Origin of the sequence: Bradyrhizobium sp. SRS-191 (genome assembly GCF_024586915.1) — a bacterium.
GTDB lineage: Bacteria > Pseudomonadota > Alphaproteobacteria > Rhizobiales > Xanthobacteraceae > Bradyrhizobium.
Genome location: NZ_JANBVS010000095.1, coordinates 1 through 336, shown reverse-complemented (window position 1 = coordinate 336; position 336 = coordinate 1). Strand labels below are relative to the sequence as shown.

The 336-nt window shown below is 65.8% G+C and carries 1 protein-coding gene; it reads left to right on the top strand.

The window, feature by feature from the left end:
* A partial coding sequence (locus NLR35_RS34230; protein WP_257170940.1) for a chemotaxis protein CheW occupies positions 1-336 on the top strand: 336 nt, incomplete at both ends.

Below are 336 nucleotides of genomic sequence, written 5' to 3'. Positions count from 1 at the left end.
ATCAAGTCGGTCGCCGGCGAAGGCTCCTCCGTCACCATCAAGATCCCGCTGACGCTCGCCATCGTCTCGGCGCTGATCGTCGAGGCCGGCGGCGACCGCTTCGCGATCCCGCAATTGGCCGTGGTCGAGCTGGTGCGCGCGCGCGCCAACTCCGAGCACCGCATCGAGCGCATCAAGGACACCGCCGTCCTGCGCCTGCGCAACAAGCTGCTGCCGCTGATGCATCTCAAGAAGCTGCTCAAGATCGACGACGGCTCGTCGTCGGATCCGGAGAACGGCTTCATCGTGGTGACGCAGGTCGGCAACCAGACCTTCGGCATCGTGGTGGACTGCGTC